17 protein-coding genes and 1 pseudogene are annotated in these 21,039 nt (G+C 53.3%); 13 read left to right on the forward strand and 5 right to left on the reverse strand.

The annotated features are described in order from the left end of the window. Nucleotides 1-10 precede the first annotated feature (10 nt). From ruvC to yajC, 7 genes are all read left to right on the forward strand, one after another. Nucleotides 11-532 carry a crossover junction endodeoxyribonuclease RuvC gene (gene ruvC, locus BN1247_RS02950; protein ID WP_054949053.1) on the forward strand — a complete coding sequence of 174 codons (522 nt, stop codon included), beginning with the start codon at nucleotides 11-13 and terminating at the stop codon, nucleotides 530-532. Then, nucleotides 529-1,176 (forward strand): Holliday junction branch migration protein RuvA, encoded by a 648-nt coding sequence (ruvA, locus tag BN1247_RS02955; RefSeq protein ID WP_054949054.1) that lies wholly within the window; start codon nucleotides 529-531, stop codon nucleotides 1,174-1,176. Before ruvC ends, ruvA begins: the two co-directional genes overlap by 4 nt. A gap of 202 nt (nucleotides 1,177-1,378) precedes the next feature. After that, on the forward strand, nucleotides 1,379-2,377 hold the full coding sequence (gene ruvB, locus BN1247_RS02960) for a Holliday junction branch migration DNA helicase RuvB (RefSeq protein WP_054949055.1): 999 nt from the start codon (nucleotides 1,379-1,381) through the stop codon (nucleotides 2,375-2,377). Then, nucleotides 2,374-2,592 (forward strand): DUF2905 domain-containing protein, encoded by a 219-nt coding sequence (locus BN1247_RS02965; RefSeq protein ID WP_054949056.1) that lies wholly within the window; start codon nucleotides 2,374-2,376, stop codon nucleotides 2,590-2,592. Before ruvB ends, BN1247_RS02965 begins: the two co-directional genes overlap by 4 nt. Before the next feature lie 103 nt (nucleotides 2,593-2,695). Next, nucleotides 2,696-3,724: a tRNA preQ1(34) S-adenosylmethionine ribosyltransferase-isomerase QueA gene (gene queA, locus BN1247_RS02970; RefSeq protein ID WP_054949057.1), complete on the forward strand. Its 1,029-nt coding sequence runs from the start codon at nucleotides 2,696-2,698 to the stop codon at nucleotides 3,722-3,724. A gap of 102 nt (nucleotides 3,725-3,826) precedes the next feature. Then, nucleotides 3,827-4,960 carry a tRNA guanosine(34) transglycosylase Tgt gene (gene tgt, locus BN1247_RS02975; RefSeq protein WP_054949058.1) on the forward strand — a complete coding sequence of 378 codons (1,134 nt, stop codon included), beginning with the start codon at nucleotides 3,827-3,829 and terminating at the stop codon, nucleotides 4,958-4,960. Between the two features lie 41 nt (nucleotides 4,961-5,001). Further along, the gene (yajC, locus tag BN1247_RS02980; protein WP_054949059.1) at nucleotides 5,002-5,271 is read left to right on the forward strand and encodes a preprotein translocase subunit YajC; all 270 of its coding nucleotides are present in this window, start codon (nucleotides 5,002-5,004) and stop codon (nucleotides 5,269-5,271) included. A 186-nt stretch (nucleotides 5,272-5,457) separates the two neighbouring features. On the opposite strand, the gene BN1247_RS02985 is transcribed toward yajC, so the two are convergent. Both BN1247_RS02985 and spoVB read right to left on the reverse strand, forming a co-directional pair. Next, nucleotides 5,458-5,859 (reverse strand): TIGR04086 family membrane protein, encoded by a 402-nt coding sequence (locus BN1247_RS02985; RefSeq protein WP_187119705.1) that lies wholly within the window; start codon nucleotides 5,857-5,859, stop codon nucleotides 5,458-5,460. Nucleotides 5,860-5,893: 34 nt separating this feature from the next. Then, on the reverse strand, nucleotides 5,894-7,507 hold the full coding sequence (gene spoVB / locus BN1247_RS02990) for a stage V sporulation protein B (RefSeq protein WP_187119706.1): 1,614 nt from the start codon (nucleotides 7,505-7,507) through the stop codon (nucleotides 5,894-5,896). A 150-nt stretch (nucleotides 7,508-7,657) separates the two neighbouring features. Between spoVB and BN1247_RS02995 the strand changes: the two genes are divergently transcribed. The 3 genes and pseudogenes from BN1247_RS02995 to secD all read left to right on the forward strand — a co-directional run bounded on the left by BN1247_RS02995 (nucleotide 7,658) and on the right by secD (nucleotide 11,438). Next, on the forward strand, nucleotides 7,658-7,981 hold the full coding sequence (locus tag BN1247_RS02995; protein WP_315969586.1) for a post-transcriptional regulator: 324 nt from the start codon (nucleotides 7,658-7,660) through the stop codon (nucleotides 7,979-7,981). Nucleotides 7,982-8,235: 254 nt separating this feature from the next. Continuing rightward, the gene (locus tag BN1247_RS03000) at nucleotides 8,236-8,922 is read left to right on the forward strand and encodes a hypothetical protein (protein WP_147675163.1); all 687 of its coding nucleotides are present in this window, start codon (nucleotides 8,236-8,238) and stop codon (nucleotides 8,920-8,922) included. Between the two features lie 379 nt (nucleotides 8,923-9,301). After that, nucleotides 9,302-11,438, forward strand: a pseudogene (secD, locus tag BN1247_RS18085) (protein translocase subunit SecD). Nucleotides 11,439-11,691: 253 nt separating this feature from the next. Here secD and BN1247_RS03015 read toward each other — a convergent pair. Genes BN1247_RS03015 through BN1247_RS03025 form a run of 3 tightly spaced genes read right to left on the reverse strand, consistent with a single transcriptional unit; the run spans nucleotide 11,692 to nucleotide 15,444 of the window. Beyond that, on the reverse strand, nucleotides 11,692-12,804 hold the full coding sequence (locus BN1247_RS03015) for a Ger(x)C family spore germination protein (RefSeq protein WP_054949065.1): 1,113 nt from the start codon (nucleotides 12,802-12,804) through the stop codon (nucleotides 11,692-11,694). Then, a complete protein-coding gene (locus tag BN1247_RS03020) occupies nucleotides 12,801-13,907 on the reverse strand; it encodes a GerAB/ArcD/ProY family transporter (RefSeq protein WP_054949066.1) in 1,107 nt (368 codons plus the stop codon). The genes BN1247_RS03015 and BN1247_RS03020 overlap by 4 nt, the downstream gene beginning before the upstream one ends. After that, entirely contained in the window at nucleotides 13,888-15,444 is a 1,557-nt protein-coding gene (locus BN1247_RS03025; RefSeq protein WP_054949067.1) for a spore germination protein, read from the reverse strand. The genes BN1247_RS03020 and BN1247_RS03025 overlap by 20 nt, the downstream gene beginning before the upstream one ends. Nucleotides 15,445-15,699: 255 nt before the next feature. Between BN1247_RS03025 and recJ the strand changes: the two genes are divergently transcribed. The 3 genes from recJ to BN1247_RS03040 all read left to right on the forward strand — a co-directional run bounded on the left by recJ (nucleotide 15,700) and on the right by BN1247_RS03040 (nucleotide 20,996). Further along, nucleotides 15,700-18,273: a single-stranded-DNA-specific exonuclease RecJ gene (recJ, locus tag BN1247_RS03030; protein WP_054949068.1), complete on the forward strand. Its 2,574-nt coding sequence runs from the start codon at nucleotides 15,700-15,702 to the stop codon at nucleotides 18,271-18,273. After that, nucleotides 18,212-18,724, forward strand: coding sequence for an adenine phosphoribosyltransferase (locus BN1247_RS03035; protein ID WP_054949069.1), 513 nt, complete (start codon nucleotides 18,212-18,214; stop codon nucleotides 18,722-18,724). Before recJ ends, BN1247_RS03035 begins: the two co-directional genes overlap by 62 nt. Nucleotides 18,725-18,839: 115 nt before the next feature. Next, nucleotides 18,840-20,996 carry a RelA/SpoT family protein gene (locus tag BN1247_RS03040; RefSeq protein WP_054949070.1) on the forward strand — a complete coding sequence of 719 codons (2,157 nt, stop codon included), beginning with the start codon at nucleotides 18,840-18,842 and terminating at the stop codon, nucleotides 20,994-20,996. Nucleotides 20,997-21,039 lie beyond the last annotated feature (43 nt).

Genomic DNA, 21,039 nt, shown 5'->3' on the forward strand with positions numbered 1-21,039 from the left:
AGAGAAGTTTGTGCGCATTATGGGAATTGATCCGGGGATCGCCATTGTCGGCTTCGGCGTTGTCGAGCAGCACGGGCACCGCATCACCCCGATTCAGTACGGCACGATCGAGACGAAGGCCGGGCTGCCGACGCCGCGTCGCCTAAAACAAATATACGACGCGTGCACCGAACTGTTGGCGAAGACGACGCCGGACGTCGTGGCGATCGAGAAGCTTTTTTTTAATCGCAATGTGACGACGGCTTTCTCTGTCGGACAAGCGCGAGGTGTCATTATGCTGGCGGCAGAGGAAGCAGGTGCCGCCATTACCGAATATACGCCACTGCAAGTGAAGCAAGCGGTCGTCGGCTACGGCAAAGCCGAAAAGCGGCAAGTGCAAGAGATGGTAAAAGTATTGTTGTCGTTATCGGAAATTCCGCGTCCAGACGACGTGGCCGACGCGTTGGCGATCGCGATTTGCGAGGCGCATTCGGCACAGCTACAGCGTCAGCTTCATGTTGCGGAGCAGCGAAGCAGGAGGAAGAGCGAGTGATCGATTTTATAGACGGAGAACTTGCTTACATTTATCACGAGGCGATCGTCGTGAAGGTGTACGGGGTCGGCTACCACATTTTTTGTCCGGATCCGCGCGCTTTTGGCGCCGAAGGGACGCGGCTACGCGTCTTTACGCACCAACACGTACGGGAAGATTTTATCGGTCTATACGGCTTTCCGTCGGTGGAGGAACGCGAACTGTTTCGTCAGTTGTTGAACGTTTCCAGCATCGGGCCGAAAGTCGCACTCGGCATTTTGAGCGCGGGTGAGCCGGCTGCTGTCGTGCGGGCGATTTACGAGGAAGACTACCGCTATTTAACGAAGCTACCCGGCGTGGGGAAAAAGACGGCACAACGCATCGTGCTCGACCTGAAGGACAAGTTGTCGCTCGACGTGTGGCTGAACGACATGATCGCTGCGGGTCGAGGAACCGACTTTGGGGAGAACGCTGCCCAGGCGGGGGATGCGGAGGTGGAAGCGGGCGGGTCCTTAAGTGAGGCGAGAGAAGCGCTCATGCAGCTCGGCTATACGGAAAAAGAAGCGAGCCGCGCGGTGCAAGAGGCGGCAGCACAATTGGACGAGGAAAATGTTTCTGTCGACATTCTCATTCGGCAGGCGCTGCAGGCGTTTTTGCCCTCGTGAGCGCCTACGGGCGAACGAAGCGACGATAGCTACGACGTCCGGGCACACGTGTCGTAGACGAGGGGGGCGTCGCGACTTCGAAACGACACGTCGGCCATACGGGTGTGCTTGACGACACGCGGCTTGTACAGAAGGGCACCGCACGCCCGTTACCCCGTAAGGCGCCTTAGGAGACGTGTTTAGCACGCGAGGAGGGATCGGAATGGACGAGCGCGTCATATCGACGCAGTATATGCGGGAAGACGATCAAGTGGAGTTGAGTCTGCGCCCTCGTTATCTCGCCGAATATATCGGGCAAGCGCAAGCGAAAGAGACGTTACAAATTTTTATCGAGGCGGCGAAAGGGCGCCGCGAAGCACTCGACCACGTGTTGCTGTACGGACCACCCGGCCTCGGTAAGACGACGCTGGCGACGATCGTCGCCAACGAGTTAGGTGTCAATTTGCGGACGACGTCCGGCCCGGCGATCGAGCGGCCTGGTGACTTGGCAGCGCTACTTACGAATTTGCAACAAGGAGATGTTCTGTTCATCGACGAGATTCACCGCCTGCACCGGAGCGTGGAAGAGGTACTCTATCCGGCGATGGAAGACTTCGCCCTCGACATTATGATTGGCAAAGGACCGAGTGCCCGCTCGGTGCGGTTAGACTTGCCGCCGTTCACGTTAATCGGAGCGACGACGCGCGCCGGCTCGCTGTCGTCGCCGCTACGCGACCGCTTCGGCGTGCACAGCAGATTGGAGTACTACAGTGCAGAAGAGTTGACGACGATCGTCAGCCGGGCGGCGGAAATTTTGCAAGTGGACATACACGGTAACGGTGCGGAAGAAATTGCGACGCGCGCACGCGGCACGCCGCGGGTGGCAAATCGGCTACTAAAACGGGTGCGCGACTACGTGCAAGTGCGGGGCGACGGCATTATAACCGCTGAAATGGCGCGGGAAGCGTTAGAATTAATCCAAGTGGATAAACTAGGGCTAGACAAAGTCGACCATAAACTTTTGTATGCGATTATGAAGAAGTTTCGCGGGGGACCAGTCGGCCTGGATACGATTGCCGCTGTCATCGGCGAAGAGCCGCAAACGGTGGAAGACGTGTACGAACCGTATTTGCTACAGATCGGGTTTATCGACCGTACGCCGCGCGGCCGCACCGTCACCGCTAACTGTTACCGCCACTTCGGATTGGAGCTACCGTCGTGAATGATTTACCGAAGCTACTCATCGGCTTGGGCGCCGTCCTGATCGTCGTCGGACTCATTTGGCAATTCGGCGGAAAGTTTTTACCTCTCGGACGGTTACCCGGTGATATTGTGGTAGAGAAGGAAAACGTCAAATTCTACTTTCCGATCGTCACGTGCATCGTCCTCAGTATCGTCGTGTCGCTCGTCCTGTGGTTTGTCCGCTTGTTTCGTTAGCAAGTGCCTCTTCGTTCACAACAGTTCCATTGACTCCAACTAAGCGGTATTGCTATAGTGGTACAGGTATGCAGGAAGGTGTACTGGAAAGGGACGAACGCCTTTGGATGTGTCACAGTTTGACTATGAGTTACCAGAGCATTTAATTGCGCAAACGCCGCTCGAGGAGCGGTCGCAGTCGCGTTTACTCGTGTTAGATCGCACAACGGGAAAAATTACCCACCGGCACTTTACTGACATCGCTAACTATTTACATGCCGGTGACGTCCTTGTCGTCAACGACAGTAAAGTATTGCCTGCTCGCCTCATCGGTAGCAAGGTAGACACCGGAGCGACGATCGAGTTGCTGTTGTTAAAGCAACTCACAGGTGACCGTTGGGAAGCGCTCGTGAAACCGGCCAAACGGGTGCGCGAAGGAACGCGCATTTCCTTCGGCGAAGGGGAGCTCGTCGCCGTCGCGGAGGAAGGGACAGAAGTGGCCGGTGGACGCGTGTTTCGCCTCGTCTACGACGGCGTCCTACTCGAACTACTCGAGCGGTTAGGGCAAATGCCGTTGCCTCCTTACATAAAAGCGCAGTTAACGGTGCGCGACCGCTATCAAACAGTGTACGCACGCCATCTCGGCTCAGCTGCCGCGCCGACGGCTGGCCTGCACTTTACGCCCCAGTTGCTTAAACAGCTCGAGCAAAAAGGTGTGCGCATCGCACCGATCACGTTGCACGTCGGGTTAGGGACGTTCCGGCCGGTGACGGTCGACCGAGTGGAGCAACACGAGATGCACGCTGAATATTTCGAAGTAAGTCGGAAAACAGCGGAGACGATCCGCGCGGCGAAGGCAGCGGGGAAGCGAGTGGTCGCCGTCGGCACGACGTCTTGCCGCACGTTAGAGACGGTCGTCAAGACGTACGGCGACATGCGAGAAGCGAGCGGTTGGAGCGACATTTTTATTTACCCCGGCTTTCAGTTCCGCGCCGTCGACGCGTTAGTGACGAATTTCCATTTGCCGAAGTCGACGTTGATTATGCTCGTCAGTGCGCTTGCGAGTCGCGAACGCGTGCTGGCGAGTTATCGGGAAGCTGTGCAGCAAGAGTACCGCTTCTTTAGTTTCGGCGATGCGATGCTCATTATTTGATGCATTATTTAATGCCTGTTATTTAATGAAATTCTCGCGCGCTGTTTTATTCATTGCTATGTTAAGATATAATGAAGACGATCAGTAGTAGGAGGCACTGTATTGGCTGTTCGCTACGAGCTCATTAAAACGTGTCGACAGACAGGGGCACGTTTAGGGCGCTTACATACACCACACGGCACGATTGACACGCCGGTCTTTATGCCAGTCGGCACGCTGGCTACCGTGAAGACGATGAGTCCGGAAGAACTGAAACAGATTGGGGCGCAAATTATTTTAAGTAATACGTACCACCTGTTTTTGCGCCCGGGGCACGACATCGTCGCCGAAGCTGGCGGACTGCACGCGTTTATGAACTGGGACCGCGCTATTTTGACCGATAGCGGCGGGTTTCAAGTGTTTAGTCTAAGCAAGCTCCGGCGGATTAGTGAAGAGGGGGTTGCCTTCCGCTCCCACATTAGCGGGGAACCGCTCTTTATCGGGCCAGAAAAGTCGATGGAAATACAACACGCACTCGGCGCCGATATTGTCATGGCCTTCGACGAGTGTCCGCCGTATCCGGCGGAGCGGGACTATGTCAAAGCGTCGCTCGAACGGACGACGCGCTGGGCGGAGCGCTGTTTGAACGCCCATCAGCGATCCGGTGAGCAAGCGTTGTTCGGCATCGTGCAAGGCGGGATGTACGGCGACTTGCGCGAGCAAAGTGCACGCGAATTGACCCAGTTCGACTTTCCCGGGTACGCCGTCGGCGGTCTCTCCGTCGGCGAGCCGAAGGAATTAATGTATGACATGCTAGAGGTGACGACCCCGCTGTTACCGGCGGACAAACCGCGTTATTTAATGGGTGTCGGTTCACCGGACGCACTCGTCGAAGGCGTCCTGCGCGGCATTGACATGTTTGACTGTGTGTTGCCGACGCGCATCGCGCGCAATGGGACGACGATGACGAGCACCGGTCGCTTAGTGATCCGCAACGCGAAGTTCGCCCGCGATTTCGGATCGCTCGATCCAGCGTGCGACTGTTACACGTGCTGCAACTACAGTCGGGCGTACATTCGCCATTTAATGAAGGCCGACGAAATTTTTGGCATGCGACTAACGACGACCCACAACTTGTACTTTTTGCTGCAACTAATGAAAAACGTGCGACAAGCGATTGTGGATGATCGGTTACAAGATTTTCGGGATGAATTTTTTGCTCGTTACTACGGGCAGGGTTCATATAAAGCTTTTTAAAGCAACTTTATTACTTCCCAAGAAAAGGGGGACGATACATAATGGATCAAAACTTATTAACATCGTTGATCCCGTTTATACTTATTTTTGTCGTTTTCTACTTCTTGCTGATTCGTCCTCAGCAAAAACGGCAAAAAGAACGCAATGCGATGCTGCAAGCGTTGAAGCGGGGCGATCAAGTCGTCACGATCGGGGGACTACACGGGTCGATTGTCGACATTACGGAAGAGCAAGTGACGCTCAAAGTGGCAGAAGGTACGAAACTCGTGTTCGAGCGCGGTGCCATCAATGCGGTGAACAGTCAGGAATAAAAAAGAACACGATCGCGTATGGAGACAGGAATTTTCCCCCTCGGGAAGTTCCTGTTTCTTTATTAAGGAAAGAGGGCGTTAGGAAAAGCAATAGAAGAAGGTCTAGAAGAGGGGGCAGGGTGAAGGTAGTAAGGGGGGGAGGGGTGAAGGCTTAGGGAGGGGGTAGGAGGGGGAAGGCGTCAACGGTTATGCGCGCGTGTTGACGCCGATGGCTCCCCCTAAGGCACCAGTGACGAGGGCGCCGCAGAGGTGGAGCACGTTCTGCCAACCGAAAGGGGAATCAAACGCCAGCAGCCCGATCACAAACACTAACAGTGCGTAACAGAGCGCCGTCACAGCTCCGTGGTACCAACCGCGGCGTCCGCTCCGACGCCCGGACATCCAGCCACCAGCGAGCAAGGCGACGATGTTAATTCCGTAACTAAAGGAATAAAAGCTCGCTTCAGACACACGGGTGTAATTGAGGACGAGCGACGTTAAAAACGAGCCGACGATGACGAACAACCACACAGTGAGTAGCCCGGCTAGCAGCGGCGAGCGCGTGAGAAAGCGATCCATCTTTTTACCTCCGACATTGTCAGACTTCACTACATCGTATGACAGCCTGTACGCGTTTAGACCGTTATTTTTTTGGGAAAAGACGCGCTAAATATTTGCCGACGAGCGGCATGTACTGCACGTCGTTTTGTGCGAGGAGGCGCAACCAAACGACGACACCGAAGTACACAATGGCGCTGCAGAGGAGTGAGAGTGCAACGGCTAGCGGTAACGGGTACGAAGCGAACCAAAGGGATACACATAAATAGCACGTCCATCCAGTGACGAGCATCGCTAGCAGCACTTTTGCGATTTCGCGCAAGTCGAACGTAAAGTTTACGATTTTAGCAATCGAGCCGATGTGTAACAAGGTGACAATGACGATGCCCGTGTTGATCGCGATGACGACGCCGTCGATGCCGAGCGACGGCTGTGAACCGAGTAGCAAAATGAGCACCGATTTGGCGACAGTTCCGACAATTGAATTGCGCGTGGCGTCCTTGGCGCGGTCTAATCCTTGTAGAACGGCAGCAAACGGCGCTTGTACGTACGCCAAAATCGTAAAAGGCGCCATCAATTGCATCAGGCGGCCCGCATCGGCGTTGCCGAAGATGAGTAGGCACAGCGGTTCCGCTAGCACGACCATGACAGCGGCGCACGGGGCGCCGACGAACAGCGACAGGCGGAAGGACTGTTTAAGGCGCCAGTGAATGGCCAGCTCGTCTTGTCGCGCTGCTGCCTCGGCAATCGCGGGTACGAGCGATACGGAGAGCGCATTCGTGAGAAAGCCGGGAAAAAAGACGAGCGGTACAACCATGCCTGCTAACTGCCCATACAGCGATGTCGCAGTCGCCGTCGCTAAACCGGCCAACGCTAAGCTCTGTGCGACGAGAATCGGTTCAGCGGCATATGTCACGTGTCCGATGAGGCGGCTGGCGGTGACAGGTCCGGAGATACGAAACATGTCGCGCAACAATCCGGACGGCGGTGGCCAGCGCTTCTGTCCGCTGACGCGTGGGCTGCGCGGCCGCTCCGGATCTTTTTGATAAAAATAGATCATGAGACAGAGGCCGGTAAACTCGCCGACGACCATGCCGATCATGCCGCCGGCAGCAGCGAATTCAATGCCGCGGGGCAGTAGCAGCGAGGCAAAAAATAACACGGTAAAAATGCGCACGACTTGCTCCAGTACACTAGCGGAAGCGGAAGGGAACATGTTTTGTTTCCCTTGAAAGTAGCCGCGAAAAATGTGAGAGACGGCGACGATCGGCACCATCGGCGCGATCCCCATTAAGGCGTATATCGCCCGCTGATCAGTGAGTGCGTAGCGGGCGATGAGAGGTGAGGCGACGAACATGAGCGTCGTAAGTATTGCACTCGTCACGACGACGACGCCGGTCGACACGTAAAGAACCGCGTACACGCGCCGTTCATCCTTTAACGCTTCAGCTTCCGAAACGAGTTTGGATATGGTAATATTTAAACCGACGGTAGCGAGCGTGATGACGAGCATAGCGAACGGGAAGGCCATTTGAAATAATCCCATTCCTTCGTCCCCGATCAAGCGCGTTAACGTGATGCGGTAGACGAAACCTAACACTTTATTTAAAAAACCGGCAGCTACCAAAATAAGTGTACCTTGCAAAAATGTTTGTTTGCGCAACCTTTCGGCCATCCCTTCTATGCGGTTGTCTCTCAATGGGCAGGTTGGAACGCCTTTTTTGCATGAGTTGCTAAGATTTTTTATACGTCTCGGTAATACAAGCCTATGCGCGGGCGGGAGCGGTTCATGACGACTTTTCCCCATGGGGAACGTTTGTGGCAATTTTTCAAATGTAGCAGGAGCTTGGTGGATTTTGTCGAATATGATATTCCGCAAAAAAAGTATGAGAAAGCAGGGACTAAGGTGACAGATTACGATCTTAACACATCTTGGGAGAAGGAAGACTTGGAAGACGTCATCGAAAAGTTATGTGCGAGCAAAGCGGAGGAATTTGAATTTTACGGGTACGAAAACATTTCCGGTCGCGAGATTTGGTTGTGCGTATCCAAGGGGTATGAGGAACAGTTGCCAGCATTACATAAGTTAGTGAACGATATACTATCGCTAAAAGTCACGGACTTCATGAACTGGATGACCGTGAACGCGTATAAAGGAGTCGACCTTACGTAGGTCGACTTTTTTTCTGTGAAAGACGACGTTGACCTTAAAAATAGTCATAAGGTTGTCTTAAGTTATTTGGCAGGAAATAACCGGGAAAAATGATTGCAAATACATTGACATATATACAAATAAAGGATATAGTAAGCGCTAACAGGATACCAAATGCTTGCAATTCAAAAATAACGTGAAAGACAAGTGGACGTTTAAGCGAAAATAAAGGACAACGGCCTACACAAGGGCGTATTTTGAAAGGAGATGTGAAAGTGATGAAAAAGATTCGCGAGTCTCTCTTACTTGCCGGTTGCCTCGCGCTTCTATTGGGTGGTACGTATGCTGTCGCTAACTCCAATTCTACAGTGAAAGACTCTAACCAGTCCCTCGATCAGTTGTTTGGCGAACTAAAGCAAAAAATGCACCACGCTGACGACCGCAACGGTGCGAAGGTCGTCGCGCAAGGGAAGGGCATTCAAATAACGCAGCGAGAGTTTTTACAGTACAAGGCGAACAAAGAACTGATCGCCGCATGGAACAATCTGCAAACGACACCCTCCAACGAGGAGCTGCTAGCGGAGCTTGCGCAAGAAAAGTTGGCCGTCGCCCAGGCGACGAAACGGGGCATTACTGCGTTGGACGAAGAAGTAAAAGCGTTTATCTCTGAGCAGCGGGATGTGCTCGCACACGAATTGTCGGGCGATGTAAAGGACGAGGTGCAAAAGGTACAGCAGCATTTGTACGACATCCGCGGGCTATCCGAGGACGCCTATTGGCGCGACCCGGAAGTTGTGCAAAACTATAAGGACTTGCTGTTAACGCAAAAACTGGTGGAGGAGCTGTTCGCGGCGGGTGAACTGAACGAAGCAGACTTTTCCTTCGAAGACTATAAAGTAAAGTTGTGGCAAAATGTGAAAGGCAGCATCAAAGTGAACTTGCAGGCTCTCAATGCCCTGTGACAGTTACGCACGCTCGCCTACTCTGTATGACTCACCTCCCGTTACCTGTCGATCATATGAACAAAAAGGCGTTGGTAACAGTTGTAAGCGAGTCGTAGTGACTTCCTTTTTACTAAAGGAGAGGAGATCCCCCCTAGCCGACGGTTGCTCAACGTCGGGAAGGGGATTTCGCATTTTTCAGCGGGTATACCGTTTGACACGGAGTTGTCGCTGGCTCCATTACGAACCGAGTAGGCAGAAAAGTATAAAGGCAGGTTTCTGGCAGGAGGGTGATGGCCCCGCAGCCTGACAGTGAAATGTTCCCTTGTCTGTAATTGACATCGCTTGTCCGACTTGCGATAATTGTTGTGTTGGACAAGAGGGAGGTAGCGTTTTTAAAATGATCAAATGGGGTAAACTGATGACATTTATCGTCCTCGTCCTCGCCCTGTTCGGCGTCATCGGCTGGACAGCGGGAGATGTAGCGAAAAATGTCACGCTCGGATTAGATTTACAGGGCGGATTCGAGGTACTATACGAAGCGAAACCGCTCAACAAAGGAGAAAAAATAACAGAGGATACGATGAAAGCAGCGGTAGCTGCTGTCAATAAACGGATCGACGCCTTAGGCGTACAAGAGCCGATCGTCTCCATCGAAGGGAAAGACCGCATTCGCGTCCAGCTGGCCGGGGTGAAAGACGAAGACCAGGCGCGGCGCATATTGGGCACGCCGGCGAAACTGACCTTTCGGCTCGATAACGGAGAAGTTGTATTAACCGGTAACGATTTAAAAAAGGCAGAACCGGGAATCGAAGAAAAATCTGGCCAACCTGCCGTTATGCTTAAGTTGAAAGACGCTGAGAAATTCGCCAAAATTACACGCGAACACATCAATGAAACGTTAGCTATTTATTTGGATGAAACACCGCTCAGCACACCTTATATTAGAGAACCAATTCCGACGGGGGAGGCCTCGATCAGCGGCGAAATGACGGTGGAAGAAACGCAAGAAATTGCTCAGTTACTTAACTCCGGGGCACTGCCGGTCGACATGAAAGAAATCCAGTCGCTGTCAGTCGCCGCCAGTCTCGGGCAGTTGTCGCTCACGCAAAGCTTAAAAGCGGGGCTTTACGGGACGCTCGTCGTCCTCATCTTTATGATCGGTTACTACCGCATTCCTGGTTTAGTCGCCTCGATCACCCTCATTGCCTACGCCTACTTAGTGCTGCTGACGTTCTCGCTCCTACACGTCACGCTGACACTTGCGGGTATTGCCGCGTTTATTTTAGGGATCGGGATGGCCGTGGACGCGAACATTCTCATGTACGAGCGGATTAAAGACGAGATCCGGCACGGGAAATCGATTCCGTCGTCGATTAAAGCGGGCTCGCGGCGCTCCTTCCTTACGATTTTTGATGCCAATATTACGACGATCGTCGCGGCGGCGGTACTGTTTTACTTCGGCTCCTCGAGCATTAAAGGCTTCGCCGTCTCGCTCATCGTCAGCATTTTAGTGAGCTTCATCACTGCAGTTGCCGGATCGCGTTTGCTTATGAACTTGTTGCTCAAAGCGCGCGTCATTCAAAAGCCGAGTCTGTTCGGAGTGAAAGGGGAGGAAATCGGTGAACTATAAATTAGATATCGTCGGTCACCGCAAAGCGTATTTCCTTGTTTCGGCCTTGCTGCTGTTGGTCGGCATCGTCTCCCTCCTCGTCTCCGGGCTCAACTTAGGGATCGACTTCGTCAGCGGGACGCGGCTCGACGTTGAAATTAAAAAAACGTTCAAGGTCGAAGACGTGCAGACGCTGTTAGAGAAGCAAAAAATGACTGACGCCCAAGTGCGTGCTGGGGGGAACAACAACACGTTTGCCATCGTGAACGTGCCCCATGCACTGGACAAAAATCAAGTCGACGGGCTTACAAAAGCGTTCCGCGACGCCTACGGCAAACAAGTGAACGTGCAAGCGGAAGTCGTCTCGCCCGTCGTCGGGCGGGAACTGGCGCGCAACGCCTTATTTGCGACGCTCATCGCCTTGGTCGGCATTATCATTTATGTCGCGATCCGCTTTGAATACCGTTTTGCGGTCGCGGCAGTGCTCGCACTCGTGCACGACGCACTGTTTACCGTCGGCATGTTCTCCTTGCTGCAAATAGAGGTCGACTTGACGTTTAACGCTGCGATTTTGACCATCGTCGGATACTCGGTCAACGACACGATTGTCATCTTTGACCGCATTCGCGAAAATATGAACGGCTTTAAGTTGAAGACGTTCGACGATTTGCGGGATCTGGTCAACGTCAGTATTCAGCAAACGTTGGCTCGCTCCATTAACACGGGTTTGACGGTGTTGTTTATGGCTGGCGCCATTTTCTTGTTCGGCGGTGAATCGATCGCCAACTTCGCCCTCGCCTTGCTGTTCGGACTGACGATCGGGATGTATTCGTCCATCTTCATCGCCAGCCAAATTTGGGTGCTGTGGAAGTGGCGCTCCATGGAAAAAGAGCGCATGCAACCAGCCAAAGCGGCGGCAGAATAAGGGCAGTGTGCAGGTGGTCGACATGTGCGCGATAGAAGTTAAACGCCGAGCGCCTGGCTGTCCAACTGCGTGATAGAAGTTAAACGCTGAACGCCTGGCTGTCCAACTGCGTGATAGAAGTTAAACGCCGAGCGCCTGGCTGTCCAACTGCGTGATAGAAGTTAAACGCCGCTCGCTTGGCTCAACTTACACGAGATCTTCAGAGGCTCTCCCCGACCGAATTGTTCTATTAGTCGCGGGCGGGCTTCTTTGCCTAATCAATAATGCCGCGCTTGACGATTTCTACGGTGACGTGAGGGGTGATTGTCATGTGCGGGTACGTTTTTTTCCAGTCTAATTTCTTCCACGTGTCAAAGTGAAAGGCGATGAGTCGGCGGCCGATGCCGAGGGCATCGCAGTTGGCCTGTTGCAGTTTGCGAACGACCGCTTGCGCCCGTTCGGTAAAGTAACGGGACAGCTGTTCATTTAACGCTTGCACTTCGCGCGCATTGTTCAACTGGTCGCGCGGAAACTCGATGACGTTGACGCGCAATAAAAGACGCAAGTCAGATGACGGTTGACCCGTTTTAGACACGGACACTTTCAATTTTCGTTTCATGCTTTCGACGTTAACTGTAATGAACGGGTTTAGGTCACGTTTTTTGCCACCCATTTTTACCCGGTGCGTCAGTTTTGCTTCCCTTCCTTTGCGATCGGCGAGCAGTAAAAAGAGCATCGCTTCGTCAAACGACAACTTTCCTGACAACCGCTGCCCGTTGAACAGTGCGATGCCGTTAACGCTTGCTTCATTGTCATGGCACTGTACGTACGGGAGGAAGGCGTCTTCGCCCGGGTTAAAAAAGAGGGGGGATACCGACTGCACGTTGACAATCGGGATTTGCGTCGATAGTTCCGCACTTTTGATCAAATCGTCTAAGTAGTCGGCGAGTAGCGTCGCTTCCCCGACTTGCGCTTTTTTAAAGTCGTTTGCCCTTCCTTGGACGATGGCGAGGTGGGCGTTCAAAGAGTCTCGTGGACTGCGGTACAAAAAATCTAACAACGGGTACATGCCCCTTTTTTTTACTAGTTCCTCGCCGATAAAGATGAGCCGGTTATTCGAACGGTCGATTTCTTTCGCTACTTTGCGGTCAATGACTTCGAACGCATCCGCCGGCGTGTCGCCGACTCCACTGACGACAATTGACTGCGACTGAACCATTTTCGTAAAGTTAGGCAACGAACACGTCACTAAGATGCGCCCGTCTGCGGCGAGATCGAGCCCAAACCCGCGTACGATCGTGTAGTCTCGCAACATGCGCTGATCCCAACACCCTGCTGTACAAACGAGGCTCACACAAAGGAATACGCTCACAATTTTCGCCTTCATCCTCCTGCCCCCTTTGTCTCCGTACGTATGAAAATATACGAAATGATCAACAGTGACACCGGAACAATCCCGAAAAAAACGAGGTCTAAACGTTCGACCCACTGCGCGTAGTGGGCAACGGCAAGCGTATTGCCCGAGAGCAGTCCAATGACAAAGCAGGCGACGGCGGTGTACGGCACTGTTTTCCCAAAAGTGTTCGTCTGGAACACTTGCTGTACCCCTTTTGCCGCGAGAAATAAGTAACTGGCGAACGTCGTCGCAATCGACACGGTCCAGATAGAAAAGAAGAACAAATCGAGCCGTTCGACCACTCTGATCGTAAAACCTTTTAGCATGTACAGGACTGGCTCGGGAATGAGCGCCAGTTCGTTCGGGCCAAAGAAAATGATGACGGTGAAGACGACAAACGTATAAAAAACGGTGACGACCAAATTAGCGAGTGAAGCAGCTTTTAGTTTTGCTTTGTCACTGCCGGTCGTATACGGGTAGGCGACTAACAGTAGTTCGAAGCCGAGGAAGTACAAGGACGCTTCTTTGACACCAGTCATAATACCGCTCAAGCCAGCATTTCCGACGGGCAAAATGTAATAGACGTTCAAGATGCCTAATGTGTAGGAACTGATCATTTGTAAGAGCGGAATAGCGAGTAAGCATGACACGAGCACATAAAAACGGGCCATAATGCGCAAATTGCTCATGACGAGGTACAAACAGACCGCGACAAACACGGCGAGGATCACCCAACGCGGTGTGAGTGGCAACATCCACGCACTAACCGTGAAACTGTACACTTGTAACACGTATGCCCCGACCACAGCGAAATGGCAAATGTACAAGAGGCCCAACCCTTTTCCGAGGAATCTCCCTAACAACTGCGGCAAGTAATCATACAGTGTCAGCGACGGAAAGCGTCGCCCGAGCGCCCAGTAAAGGATGAGCACAACTTGGACGCAGGCGCCCGACAACAGTACCGCTATCCAGCTGTCCTCTTTTGCTTTTGTAAACACGGCATAGGCGAGCGACGTTAACCCGATGCCGGCTTGCGTCTGCAACAGTAAAAAAAACAGTTGGTTTGGTGTGATACTATTTTCGGCGTTTTTCACGTCGTTTCCACCCTCTCGAATACCACTCGCGGCGCAGTCGCTGTGGGCGACTGTCTAGCGGACGCGTGTTCATTAACCAGAGTGGTACTCGCATAAATGTATCTTTAATGTCTTGTGCCCGTAACGGGGCTAGTGGTGCAAAGTAAGGTGAACCAAACGGCTCTAGCTTGCACAAGTGGATAAACATCACCATAAAGCCGAACACGATACCGAGTAGACCGAATGTCGCCGCCGCTAGCATGAGCGGAAACCCTAACAGACGGACGAGTGTACTCATTTCGAACGTTGGGATGACGAAAGAAGCAAGAGCTGTCAAGGCGACGACAATGATCATTTGCGACGAGATGAGGCCAGCTTTGACGACGGCATCGCCGATGACTAAACCGCCGACGATGCCGATCGTCTGCCCAATCGGCGTCGGCAAACGAATCCCGGTCTCCCGGATTAACTCTAGCGTCACTTGCATCCCCATCGCTTCGAGTAGCGGCGGTAGCGGGACTTTATCGACTGATTCTTTGAACACCAATACTAACCCGTCGGGAATAATTTCAAAGTGAAACGAGACGATCGCAATATAGAACGCGGGTAAGGCGAGCGCCATAAAAAAGCTAATTAAGCGGATAAAGCGAAAAAAAGTGCCCATGTACCAGCGGTTGTTGTAGTCGTCCGGCGTTTGAAAAAAGGAGAAAAACGAGACGGGCATAATAAACGCCCCAGGCGCCCCTTCCGCTAACAGGGCGACCCTCCCTTCTAACAAATTCGCGACCGTTCGATCAGGGCGTTCCGTGCGCAACAGTTGCGGAAAGGGGGAAAGTGGCTCGTCTTCGATATAATCTTCGATCGTACCGACCGCAATGATACTGTCGGTCGCAATATCTTCGAGCCGATGTGTCACTTTAGCGACGGTGTCCGGGTCGGCGAGATGGCGTAAATAGATGAGGGCGACTTTTGTATGTGTCTCTTGTCCTAACGAAAAATAGCGCACGGTGAGTGACGTATTTTCCAATTTGTTGCGGATTAAATACGTGTTAATTGTTAAACTTTCCACAAAGCCATCGTGTGCCCCGGAAATGACCTTTTCTTCTTCTGGCTCATCGATGTTTCGCTGGTGATTCGCTCCGACGTCCAGCAAGTGCAGCTGATCGCTACCGTTCAGACAAAGGGCACACTTGCCGTTGACCATTTGTGCGGCGGTCTGTCGTAAGTCGTTAGTGACATCCATCGTTGTCGTCGTCAATATAGCGTCGAGACCGCTACCGATTGTTCCGTCTTCAACGACGGGATCGCGCGCGTACACTTGCGCGAGCGGGGTCAAAATACCGTGTTGCACTTTCTGTTCATCGATCAGTGTCGCAATGTAAAAGAGGGCTCCAACACGTCCGTTAAAGACTATTTTGCGCTCTGAAAAGTCGTCGCTGTTACCAAACAGCTCGCGCAGTTGTGCCGCGTTCTGTTGTAGCGACGTGGAAGCCGGCTGCTGTTGCTGTTTTTGCTCCGTCTGCCCTGGATGCGGTCGTTGGACGTAGCGATTAGCCACTTCGATCTCCCCTAGTCTGAAAGTATACACATCACGCATCGTCCGGTGTCGTCCCGATGCCGCCTCAAGTTGTGGACACACCTGTTTGTTCGCTTCCACGATTCGTTCCGTTAGTTTTGTTCCGTTACTAGGTGCTACACGTGGACATACTGTTAACATGCGGCTGAGCTGCCTGTTTTATGTATTGCAAAGGAGTATTGCCCCTCAATCTGCTCGTTAGCTATAATAGAGAGGTTAGGGAAGGGGGAATACATCGTGTACCACCCCAAGACACGGTGGACCTTAGCCGCGGCAGAGCAAGCGGAAAACAGTGAGACGGAAGCGCTGGCCGCGGTAACGGGCGTTCATCCGATCATCGCCCGCCTCTTGCAAGCGCGCGGCTTGGACAGCAGAGAGCAAGTGGCGCAATTTCTCGACGTGTCGCCAGAGGCGTTTAACGATCCGTTTGCCATGTACGGCATGGACGTCGCGGTCGACCGCATTCGCCGCGCCGTCGATCACCGCGAAAAAATATGGATTTACGGAGATTACGATGTTGACGGAGTAACTAGTACGAGCTTAATGCTGGAGACGTTTCGTGCCCTCGGGCACGAGGTCGACTTCTACATACCGAACCGCTTTACCGAAGGGTACGGCTTAAACGGCGCCGCACTCAACTCAGCGGCTGAGCGTGGCGTCACGCTCGTCATCACTGTCGATACAGGTATTTCGGCGGTTAAAGAAGCGGAAATCGCCCGTGCGCTCGGACTCGATCTCATCATTACTGACCATCACGAGCCGCCGCCGGAATTGCCGGACGCTTACGCCGTCATTAATCCGAAACACCCGTTGTGCCGCTACCCGGACCACATGCTGGCTGGGGTCGGAGTCGCGTTTAAAATGGCGCACGCGTTACTCGGGCGCGTGCCGGAAGAACTGTTGCCACTCGCAGCCGTCGGGACGATTGCCGACCTCGTACCGCTAGCGGACGAGAACCGCTTGCTCGCGGCACTCGGGTTAAAAAAACTAAACGAACGGCGGCACATCGGTTTGACCGCACTGTTAGAGGTCGCCGGCATCGATGCAAACAAAGAAGTGACGGCGGGACATATCGGCTTTTCTATCGGGCCGCGCCTCAATGCGAGCGGACGCTTGCACGTCGCTGATCCCGCAGTTAAACTGCTCACGACCCGCGACCGCAACGAGGCTTACGCATTGGCACAGCAGTTAGATGCGATTAATCGCGAGCGACAACAAATTGTCGACGAGATCACGAAGGAAGCGATCGCCCTCGTCGAAAAAGACAAAAGCGATAACCAATACGCGATCGTCGTGGCGCGACCGGGCTGGAACGCCGGTGTGATCGGCATCGTTGCCTCCCGTCTCGTGGAGCGTTACTACCGGCCGACGATCGTGCTCGCCATCGACGAAGCGAGCGGGCAGGCGAAAGGTTCGGCCCGTAGCATCGAAGGGTTTGATATGTTTCAAGCACTTTCCGAATTACAAGAACTGCTGCCGCACTTCGGCGGCCATACGATGGCAGCGGGTATGACTCTCGCCGTGGACGACATTGGCGAGCTGCGGCAGCGGTTGAACGGGATTGCTGCAGATTGGCTCTCCGAGGAAGACTTTATCCCGTCCACCACCGTCGATCTGTCTTGTACACTCGCCGACCTTTCCCTCGAGTGGGTGGAACAACTGTCACTGCTCGAACCGTACGGGATCGGCAACCGTACGCCGCGTTTCTGCTTGACGGGTGGACAGCTCGGCGAGGTGAAGCGGATCGGGCGGGATCAAAGTCACTTGCGCCTGTCACTCCGGACGGATGCTGACAGTGTCCAAGCGGTTGCCTTTCAAATGGGTGCAGCGGCAAACGAGCTCGCTGTCGGGGCAGAGGCGGAAGTTGTCGGCGAATTGTCTGTCAACGAATGGAATGGCCACCGTTCGGTGCAATGTATCGTCCAGGACATAGAAGTGGCCCACTTGCAACTGTTCGACTGGCGCGGTCGCAAGGTGACGTCTGAGGATTGGCAGCAACTAGCTGATAACGGCACGGTCTTCAACTGTTTTCATCCGCTGAGTGCGGCCGAGGCACGCAGGCAGTTGCCGGGGCGCGAGGCGTCGCTTGTTCTGTGGGACGGGTACGGCCATGTCGTAGGCGACGGTAGTGACGGGACGAGCTGGGGCGATACGAATCGCGTTGAGGACGGCGATCGCTCCGAAGTCTATACCGCTGGCACTGTTGGCGAAAGTAGCCTTAAGGAAGAAGCTAGTGCCGACAAGCACACGACAGCTGTCCCGCCGGCGCTTGCGGACAGTTGCTGTCTCGCCTTTGTCGACTACCCGACAGACAAGGCGACGTATCACCGTATATTGCGTGCCGTACCGACGTTAGAGCGCGTCTACTTTTTTGGTGCGGACGAAGCGCTTTACGCCGTCCCGAGCCGCGACGACTTTAAAAAAGTGTACGCTGTTTTGCATAAAGAGCGGCGCATGCATAAAGGTGACTTGCACCGGGTGGCACGGGGCATCGGTATGGCGACTCCGACGGTCGCACTCGCGCTCGACGTGTTTAACGAACTAGGGTTTACTGTAGAAAAGGGACAAGTAGTAGCACTTCAGGCCAAAGCGCCGAAGCGGTCGCTAAACGAGTCCGCGATCCTCGCCCGGCAGCGCAGGCGCAAAAAGGCGTACGATGCGTTTTACTATGCATCTCAGCGCCAGCTGCTCGAGGAGATTACGAAAGTGAGGGCGGAACAGGCTGCCCACATTCCAGGAGGAGACGACCATGGATTTCAAAGAGAAAATACGCGTCATTCACGACTTTCCCCAACCGGGAGTTCGCTTTAAAGACATTACGACGTTATTGCAAGACGGAGCCTGCTACAAAGCGGCTATCGATCAAATGGCGAGCGAGCTTCAAGGCTTAAACATTGACCTCATCGCCGGACCGGAAGCGCGGGGGTTCGTCGTCGGCGCTCCCCTTGCCTACGCCCTCGGCACCGGCTTCGTTCCGGTACGCAAAGCAGGCAAGCTGCCTGGAGAAGTCGTTGAGGCGGAATACGACCTCGAGTACGGAAAAAGTAAGCTCGCCATTCACCGCGACGCCATTCAACCAGGGCAGCGTGTCCTCATCGCCGACGATTTGTTGGCGACAGGTGGAACCATCAGCACGACAGTCGACTTAGTAGAGCGCGTCGGCGGCGAGGTTGTCGGGGTCGCTTTTCTCATTGAACTGACTTACTTAAACGGGCGAGACAAGTTAGGTGACCACCCCATTTTTACGTTAGTGCAGTATTGACGTAGGTGTCGTTTGAAGCGCTTGGCGACCCTGACGCGGTATGTCTTTACATTCCAGCGTCTATCGCCGATAATGATTAGACTAAGGTTTTCGTTGTAGATAGGTGAATCCGATGATGACGATCGAACGCTTACTAGAAAAAGCGGGCCAGTACATGACCGCGGATGATCTGTCGCGCATAGAGGAGGCGTACGAGGTCGCCCGCGAAGCGCATAGCGGGCAAAAACGGGAGTCTGGCGAGCCGTTTATATGTCACCCGCTAGCGGTGGCTTACATTTTGGTCGAGTTAGGGATGGATACGTCGACGGTTATGGCTGGGCTGTTACACGACGTCGTCGAAGATACAGAGGTGACACTCGAGGAAATCGAAGAGGCGTTCGGTCCGACCATTGCGCGCTTAGTCGACAGCGTCACGAAAGTGACGAAATTAGGACGAATGAAGTATAAGTCTAAAGAGGAGCAGCAGGCGGAAAACCACCGCAAAATGCTCGTGGCAATGGCGCAAGACGTCCGCGTCATCCTTATTAAACTGGCGGATCGTCTGCACAACATGCGTACCCTCAAATACCAACCGTGGGAAAAACAGCAGCGGACGGCGAGTGAAACGTTGGAAATTTTTTCCCCGCTGGCACACCGGTTAGGCATTTCCGCTATCAAGTGGGAATTAGAAGATATCGCCTTGCGTTACAAGAGTCCGCAAGAGTACTACCGCATCGCTAATTTGATGCAAAAAAAGCGGGCCGAGCGGGAAGAGTATTTGAATGACGTGATCGAAAAAGTGCAACAGCGCTTACAAGATATGGACATAGAAGCCGACATTTCCGGTCGGCCGAAGCACATTTATAGCATTTATCGCAAGATGAAGCTGCAAAACAAGCAGTTTAACGAAATATACGATTTGTTGGCCGTACGAGTGATCGTCAACAATATTAAAGACTGTTACGCCGTATTAGGTATTATTCACACGTTGTGGAAGCCGATGCCGGGACGGTTCAAAGATTATATCGCCATGCCGAAGGCAAATATGTATCAGTCGTTGCACACGACGGTGATCGGTCCGAAGGGTGAACCGCTAGAGGTTCAAATTCGGACGTGGGAAATGCACCGCACGGCTGAGTACGGCGTCGCTGCCCACTGGGCTTACAAAGAAGGGAAGCAAAAACAAGAGCCGTCGTTCGAAGATAAACTGACGTGGTTCAGGCAAATTCTCGAGTGGCAACAAGACGTCTCCGATGCGCAAGAATTTATGGAATCGATGAAGATGGATATTTTCTCCGACGTTGTGTTCGTGTTTACGCCAAAGGGGGACGTTATCGAACTGCCGGCGAATTCGGTGCCGCTCGATTTTGCCTATCGCATTCATACAGAAGTCGGCAACCGGACGATCGGGGCGAAAGTGAACGGGAAAATCGTCCCCCTCGACCACAAGTTAAAAACGGGTGACATTGTAGAAATCTTAACGTCAAAACATAGCTACGGGCCTAGTCGCGATTGGCTTAAAATCGCTCAATCGTCACACGCGCGGAGCAAGATTCGCAATTGGTATAAAAAAGAGCGCCGCGAGGAAAGTGTCGCTAAAGGGCGGGAAGCGCTGGAGCGCGAAATTAAAAAATACGGCTTTGATGTCGACAACGTGTTAACGGAAGATGCCGTTGCCGAAGTGATCGCCAAGTTTAACTTCCAAGGTGAAGAAGACATGCTGGCCGCGATTGGTTACGGTGGCATTACGGCAGCGCAAATTGCGAACCGTCTGACGGAGAAGTTGCGCGCAGCAGAAGATGCCGCGATCCCCCCCGAGGCTAAAGTCGTGCCAAAACCGCACAAAAGCGTCGCGCAAGGCGTCCGGGTGAAAGGGGTCGACAACTTACTCGTCCGCTTTTCTAAATGTTGCAATCCGGTGCCCGGCGATGACATCGTCGGTTTTGTCACGCGCGGTCGCGGCGTTTCCGTGCACCGCTCGGACTGCCCCAACATTCGTACGGACGAAACGGAGCGGTTAATCGATGTCGAGTGGGAAGAGCGGTCCAACCAGTCGTTCAACGTCGACTTAGAAGTATACGGGATGGATCGGCGCGGTATGATGCACGAAGTGTTACAAGTTGTCGCTGAATCGAAGACGAACATGACTGCTGTAGCGGGCAAAGTGACGCGCAACAACATGGCCGTCATTAACGTTTCCATTATGGTGCAAAACTTGGACCACTTACACGCCGTCGTAGAAAAAATAAAGCAAATCAAGGACGTATACAGTGTGACGCGCGTGATGCAGTAACGCCGCGCGGCTTCATTTCTTGCAGATGATGCTGGAGCAGTGT

The organism is Numidum massiliense (assembly GCF_001375555.1).
Lineage (GTDB): Bacteria > Bacillota > Bacilli > Thermoactinomycetales > Novibacillaceae > Numidum > Numidum massiliense.